Genomic DNA, 5,850 nt, shown 5'->3' on the forward strand with positions numbered 1-5,850 from the left:
GGCGCGAGGCCCCGGCCGTGGCCCGCCCGCCGCGCCCGGTCGCGGCGACGAGCCTCGGCGGCGACAAGATCGCCGCGGGGGCCGCGGGGCCGGGCGACCGGGCCGCGGCGCTGCTGGCGGGGACGCGGCTGCACCTGCTGCTCGAACACCTGCCCGACCTCGACCCCGCCGACTGGCCCGACCGCGCGAGGACGCTGCTGGCCGGGACCGAGGACGGGCTGCCGACCGCGCCCGAGCTCGACGCGCTGCTGGCCGAGCTGGCCGAGATCCGCGGCGCCGAGGCGCTGGCCGGGCTCTTCGCCCCGCCACCCGGCGCCACGGTGCTGCGCGAGGTGGCGCTGTCGGCACCGCTGGCGGGCGGGCTGCGGCTCTCGGGCGCCATCGACCGGCTGATCGTCGCGCCGGACGGGATCACCGCCATCGACTACAAGTCGAATGCCGCGGTGCCCGCCGACGCCGCCGCGACGCCCGAGGGCTACCTGCGCCAGATGGCCGCCTATCGCCACGCGCTGCGGGCGATCTGGCCCGACCGGCGGGTGGAGACGGCGATCCTGTGGACCCGGACGCGGGCCTTGATGCCCCTGCCCGATGCGCTGCTCGACGCCGCCTGGGCGCGGGCGCTGGCCGAGCTGGCCCCCGACGCCGCGCCTTGACCCCGGGGGGCTGGCTTCATAGCTCTGGAACAACCGAACCCGCGCCATGAAGGAGACCCCGATGGCCACGATGAAAGCCTCCGACGCCGATTTCGACAGCGTCGTCCGTCAGTCCGACGTCCCCGTGATGGTGGACTTCTGGGCCGAATGGTGCGGCCCCTGCCGCCAGATCGGCCCCTCGCTGGAAGAACTCTCCGAGGAATATGCCGGCAAGATCAAGATCGTGAAGGTGAACGTGGACGAGAACCCGGACACGCCCGCGACGCTCGGCGTCCGCGGCATCCCGGCGCTCTTCATGTTCAAGGACGGCAAGGTCGTCTCGAACCGCATGGGCGCGGCGCCCAAGGCGGCGCTCAAGTCGTGGATCGACGAGAGCCTCTGACCGTCCCCGCGACGTGACAGGACGGCGCTGCCCCCCAGGCGGCGCCGTTTGTCGTTGCGGCCCCGTCAGGCCGGGATGCGCAGCGCCCCGGGCAGCTCGTCCACGCGGCGCGGGCGGTCGAAGTGATAGCCCTGCATCAACCGCACGCCGAGGCTGCGCAGGCAGTCGCGTTCGGCCTCGGTCTCGATCCCCTCGGCCACCACCGCCATGCCGAGGTCGCGGCACAGGTTGACGACATGGCGCAGCACGATGCGCGGGCGCGCGTCGCCGCAGGTCTCGATGAAGCCGCGCGACAGCTTGATGCCGTCGAAGTGGCCCGACCCGATGTGCGAGAGCACCGCGTATTCCGTGCCGAAATCGTCCAGCACCGTGCCGAACCCGTGCCGGCGCAGCCCGGCAAAGGCATCGCTGCCCGCGAGCTCGGCCATGTTCACGCTTTCCGTCAGCTCGAGCGTCAGCCGCTGCGGGGCGACGCCGTGGGCGCGGGCGATGGCCAGCGCCTCATCGGCGAAGCCCGGCACGGCGAGCTGACGGGCCGAGACGTTGAGGTTCACCCGCACCGACGGATCGAGCCGCGCCATCTCGGCGCAGGCGCGGGTCAGCACCCAGCGCCCCAGCTCGGTGATCATGCCGTTCTCTTCGGCCAGCCGGACGAACAGCGACGGCTCGATGCGGCCGAACTGGGGATGCTGCCAGCGGATCAGCGCCTCGTGCGAGACGGCGCGGCCGCTGTCGACATCGACGATGGGCTGGTATTCGAGGAAGAACTCGTCGTTGCGGCAGGCCGGGCCCATGGCGCTGAGCAGCCGGTCGCGCAGGTCAGATTCGGCCTGCATCTGCGGATCGTGGACCACCAGCGGCAGGCCCGCGGCCTTGGCCCGGCGCAGCGCGAGGTCGGCCTTGTGCAGCACCCGCGACACCGGGTCCGGCTCGTCCCAGTCGGCGTCGGCAAGGCCGGCGCTGACGGTCAGTGGGATGACCAGCTCGCCCACGCCCACCCCGGCCGACGCCGCCGCCTCGAGCGCCGCGCAGACGGCGCGCGCCTCGGCGCGGTCGGCGACGACGACGCAGAACTCGTCCCCGCCCATCCGGGCGCAGACGGAATGGGCGGGGGCGGCGGCGCCCAGCATCTGGGCCAGCCGCACGAGGAAGCGGTCGCCCTGCTGGTGGCCGTAAAGGTCGTTCACCGCCTTGAAGCGGTCCACGTCCAGCATCACCACCGTGGCGCTCGCCTGCTTGTCGCGCAGCCGCACGAGGTTCGCAGCGAGCGTCCGGCGATTGCCGAGGCCGGTCAGCGCGTCGTGTTCGGCGAGGTAGCGGGCCCGGTCGAGCGCGCGGCGCTGGTCGTGGATGTCCTCGAGCGTGCCGACCCACTCGGCCTCGAACCCGTCGGCGGCGGGCAGCAGCACGCCGCGGGCGCGGACCCAACGCCAGCGCCCCTCGCGGTCATGGACGCGGCAGTCGGTCTCGAGCCCGTCGGTCGGCTCGCGGCCGCGGAAGTCCAGCAGGCCGCGGTCCTCGGGGTGGACGCGGTCCAGAAAGCCGCGGTCGAGCGCGGATTCGTCGGGGCAGCCGGTCAGCTCGTGCCAGCCCGCGGCGGCGAGGACCCGGCCGGCGGGGTCGGACCGCCACATGACCAGCGCCCCCGCCCGCAACAGCGCGCCGTAACGCTCGCGGCTGCGGCGCAGCGCGCCCTCGGCCGAGACGTCGCCGGGCGCGCCCTCGGCGATGGCCACGCGGTCGAAGCGGTCGGCGGGCTCGGGCCAGAATGTCGTCATCGCGCTCACGCCTGAAAAAGCAATTCGATCGAAACAAGGGGCCGCGCAAACATCCGGCCGGACCGTGAAACCACAAGCGACATCAGGCCGCAGCGCGTGCCGAAAAATGCTCGGGCACCTTGGCCGCTGCGACCATGACCCCGAGCGTAGGCGGCCGCGCGATTTGGTTCCAGTTCGCCGGCACGGGATCGTGATTTTTCTTGCGCAGCGTGGGACGCCCGCCACAGGGTCGGGGCGGAGGACGCGGGAGGGAGAGGACAGCCGATGGACCACCTGCCGATGATCGCGGCCCTGTCCGAGCGCTTCGGCGACGGCCTGACGGCGGCGCTGATCGGGCTTGTCACCGGGGTGCTGTTCGGCGCCGCCGCCCAGCGGTCGGCCTTTTGCCTGCGCGCCGCGACGGTCGAGTTCGCCCGCCGGCAGATGGGGCCGCGGATGGCGGTGTGGCTCTTGTCGTTCTCGTCGGCGGCGGTTTGGGTGCAGGCGGCGGCGCTGAGCGGGCTCTTCGCGCCCAACGAGGCGCGGATGCTGGCTGTCACCGGCTCGATCAGCGGGGCGGTGCTGGGCGGGCTGATCTTCGGCGCCGGGATGGTGCTGTCGCGCGGTTGCCCGGGGCGGCTGCTGGTGCTGGCGGCGACGGGGAACCTGCGCTCGATCCTCTCGGGGCTCTTGTTCGCGGTGACGGCGCAGATGGCGCTGCACGGCTGGCTGGCCGGCGCGCGGGGCGAGATGGCCGCGTGGTGGGTGACGTCGGACGGGCGCAACGTGAACCTGCTCACCGCGCTGGGGCTGCCGCGCGGATCGGGGCTGGCGCTCGGGCTCGTGGTCGCGCTGCTGGCGCTCTACATCGCGCGGCGGAACCGGATCGGGCCGCGGCCGCTGATCTTCGGCGCGGGCGTGGGGGTGGTCGTGGCGCTGGGGTATTTCATGACCTACAGCCTCGCGCAGGTGGCCTTCGACCCGGTGTCGGTCAGTTCGGTGACCTTCACCGGCCCCTCGGCCAACACGCTGATGGCGATGCTGGCCCCGTTCGAGGGCTGGGGCTTCGACATCGGGCTGATCCCCGGCGTCTTCATCGGCTCGTTCGTGGCCGCCGCCATTGCGGGCGAGCTGCACTTCCAGACTTTCGAGAACGCCGGGCAGACGCGCCGCGCCATGCTGGGGGCGGTGATGATGGGGTTCGGCGGGATGCTGGCGGGCGGCTGCTCGATCGGCAACGGGATCAGCGGCAGCTCGATCTTCGCGCTCACCGCCTGGGTGGCGCTGCCGGCGATGTTCATCGGCGGGGCGCTGACCGACCTGCTGATCGACCAGCCGCGCGAGGGGGTGCGCCGCCCCGCGCGCCCGTAGCGTCGGCCGGCCTCAGCCGGGAAGGAAGCGGTAGGCGTCGCCGTCGTGCTCGACCCGGCCGAGGCCGCCGTCGGGCAGGTGATAGCCGAGGATGCGCCAGCCCTCGTCGGCCAGCCGGGCCAGCGTCGCCTTGCGCGTCTCGGCCGCCTGCGCCGGGTCGTGGTCGGTCGCGGCGCCGATGTCGGGGCGGGCGAAGCTTAGCGGCATGGTGATGAAATCGCCGGTGACGAACACCCCCTCGGCCGGGGTGCCGACGGCGAACGAGGTGTGGCCGGGCGTATGCCCCGGGGTCGCCACCGCGACGACACCGGGCAGCACCTCGGCCCCGGCCTCGAAGGTGGTGACGGCCTCGCCCAGCGCCTCGAGCCGGCGCGCGGCGCCGGCGGCAAAGCTCTGCTGGGCTTCGGGCAGCGCGGCGGGGGTGGCGGGGTCGGTCCAGAAGCCGTGCTCCTGCGCGCCCATCTGCATCCGCGCGGCGGGGAACAGCGGCTCGTCGAAGTCGTCGAGCACCCCCCACAGGTGATCGGGGTGGGCGTGGGTGAAGACCACGTCGGTCACGTCGTCGGGCGTCAGGTCCAGCGCCGACAGCGCCTCGGCCAGCTTGCCGGCGGTGGGCATGAAATCCGGCCCCGAACCCACGTCGAAGAGCACCACCCGCCCGTCGTGCCTGAGCAGCGTCACGTTGAGCGGGCTCTGCACCACGCCGCCGGGTGTCAGCCCGAACTGCGCGCCCAGCGCCGCGCGCTCGGCCTCGGGCAGCACCGCCAGCGTCATGTCGGCCGGCAGCTCGAGCCAGCCGTCCGACAGGCTGTCGATGCGCATCCCCCCGAACTCGGCCGTGGTCACCGCCCAGGCGCGGCGCAGCGGCAGGGCGGTCGTGCCCAGCGCCAGGGCGGCGCCGGTCAGAAGCAGTCGGCGGGTGATGCGCATCGGTCAGGCCTTTCTCGGTCGGGTCAGTCCATCTTGGGGGCGTCGGGGTTGTCGGCGTCCTCCGACCCGCCCGGCGTCACGTCGAGGTTCGCCGCGCGTTTGGTGATCTCGACGCTCTCCTTGCAGTTCTCCATGCAGGGCTGGCCGGTGAACTTGGGCAGCTCGGTCGTCTCGCGGTCGTCGACGACGAAGCCGTCGGCGTTCGGCATCACCACGCTGTCGAAGTTGTCGCGGTTGAGGACGAAATCCTGATCCACGATGCCGTTCGAGTAGAGGATGTAGGCGACGATCGCATAGGTCTGGTCCGCTTCGAGCGTCTGCGCCGAGCCGAACGGCATCGAGCGGTGCACATAGTCCCAGACGGTCGAGAGATGCGGCCAGTACGAGCCTACGGTCTTGACCGGGCGGTCGTGGGTCAGCGTGCCCTCGCCGCCCGCAAGCGCCGGCCAGTTGTCCACGCCCTCGGCGAACTCGCCGTGGCACGAGGCGCAGTGGTCCGAGAAGATCATCTCGCCATCGGCGGCCGAGCCCTGCCCCTCGGGCAGGCCCTGACCGTCGGGACGCACCGCGACCGACCACGCCGCGATCTCCTCGGGCAGGGCGAGGCGGCCGATGCGCGGCGCCTCGCCCGGCGCGGCAGCGGGGGTGGCGGCGGGGGCCGCAGCGGCCGGGGTTGCGGCATCAGGTGCTGCGGCGGCAGGGGCAGCGGCCGCCGGACCCGCCTCACTCGGTGCGGCCGCGGCTGCCGGGGCGGCGG

6 protein-coding genes are annotated in these 5,850 nt (G+C 73.2%); 3 read left to right on the plus strand and 3 right to left on the minus strand.

Annotated elements, in window-relative coordinates:
* Together ACFHYO_RS00300 and trxA are read left to right on the plus strand one after the other, a co-directional pair.
* On the plus strand, positions 1–653 hold a 653-nt coding region (locus ACFHYO_RS00300; RefSeq protein ID WP_394317509.1), incomplete at its 5' end, for a PD-(D/E)XK nuclease family protein.
* A gap of 61 nt (positions 654–714) precedes the next feature.
* Positions 715–1,035, plus strand: coding sequence for a thioredoxin (trxA, locus tag ACFHYO_RS00305; protein WP_036703072.1), 321 nt, complete (start codon positions 715–717; stop codon positions 1,033–1,035).
* A 65-nt stretch (positions 1,036–1,100) separates the two neighbouring features.
* On the opposite strand, the gene ACFHYO_RS00310 is transcribed toward trxA, so the two are convergent.
* Positions 1,101–2,813 carry a putative bifunctional diguanylate cyclase/phosphodiesterase gene (locus tag ACFHYO_RS00310; RefSeq protein WP_394317511.1) on the minus strand — a complete coding sequence of 571 codons (1,713 nt, stop codon included), beginning with the start codon at positions 2,811–2,813 and terminating at the stop codon, positions 1,101–1,103.
* 264 nt (positions 2,814–3,077) lie between these two features.
* On the opposite strand from ACFHYO_RS00310, the gene ACFHYO_RS00315 reads away from it, so the two are divergent.
* Complete coding sequence (locus ACFHYO_RS00315) at positions 3,078–4,163, plus strand: YeeE/YedE family protein (RefSeq protein ID WP_394317513.1); 1,086 nt, start codon at positions 3,078–3,080, stop codon at positions 4,161–4,163.
* Positions 4,164–4,175: 12 nt separating this feature from the next.
* Here the strand turns inward: ACFHYO_RS00315 and ACFHYO_RS00320 are convergent, their stop codons facing one another.
* Positions 4,176–5,093: an MBL fold metallo-hydrolase gene (locus tag ACFHYO_RS00320; RefSeq protein ID WP_394317515.1), complete on the minus strand. Its 918-nt coding sequence runs from the start codon at positions 5,091–5,093 to the stop codon at positions 4,176–4,178.
* A gap of 23 nt (positions 5,094–5,116) precedes the next feature.
* Positions 5,117–5,850 (minus strand): c-type cytochrome (locus ACFHYO_RS00325; RefSeq protein WP_394317517.1); only part of this gene is annotated, 734 nt, incomplete at its 5' end.

The sequence above is a fragment of the Paracoccus panacisoli genome (assembly GCF_042435015.1).
Taxonomy (GTDB): Bacteria; Pseudomonadota; Alphaproteobacteria; order Rhodobacterales; family Rhodobacteraceae; genus Paracoccus; species Paracoccus panacisoli.

Excerpts from the sequence above, each read along its gene's own strand:
- trxA (WP_036703072.1), top strand. The coding sequence starts at position 715 with ATGGCCACGATGAAAGCCTCCGACGCCGATTTCGACAGCGTCGTCCGT.
- ACFHYO_RS00310 (WP_394317511.1), bottom strand. The coding sequence starts at position 2,813 with ATGACGACATTCTGGCCCGAGCCCGCCGACCGCTTCGACCGCGTGGCC.
- ACFHYO_RS00320 (WP_394317515.1), bottom strand. The coding sequence starts at position 5,093 with ATGCGCATCACCCGCCGACTGCTTCTGACCGGCGCCGCCCTGGCGCTG.
- ACFHYO_RS00315 (WP_394317513.1), top strand. The coding sequence starts at position 3,078 with ATGGACCACCTGCCGATGATCGCGGCCCTGTCCGAGCGCTTCGGCGAC.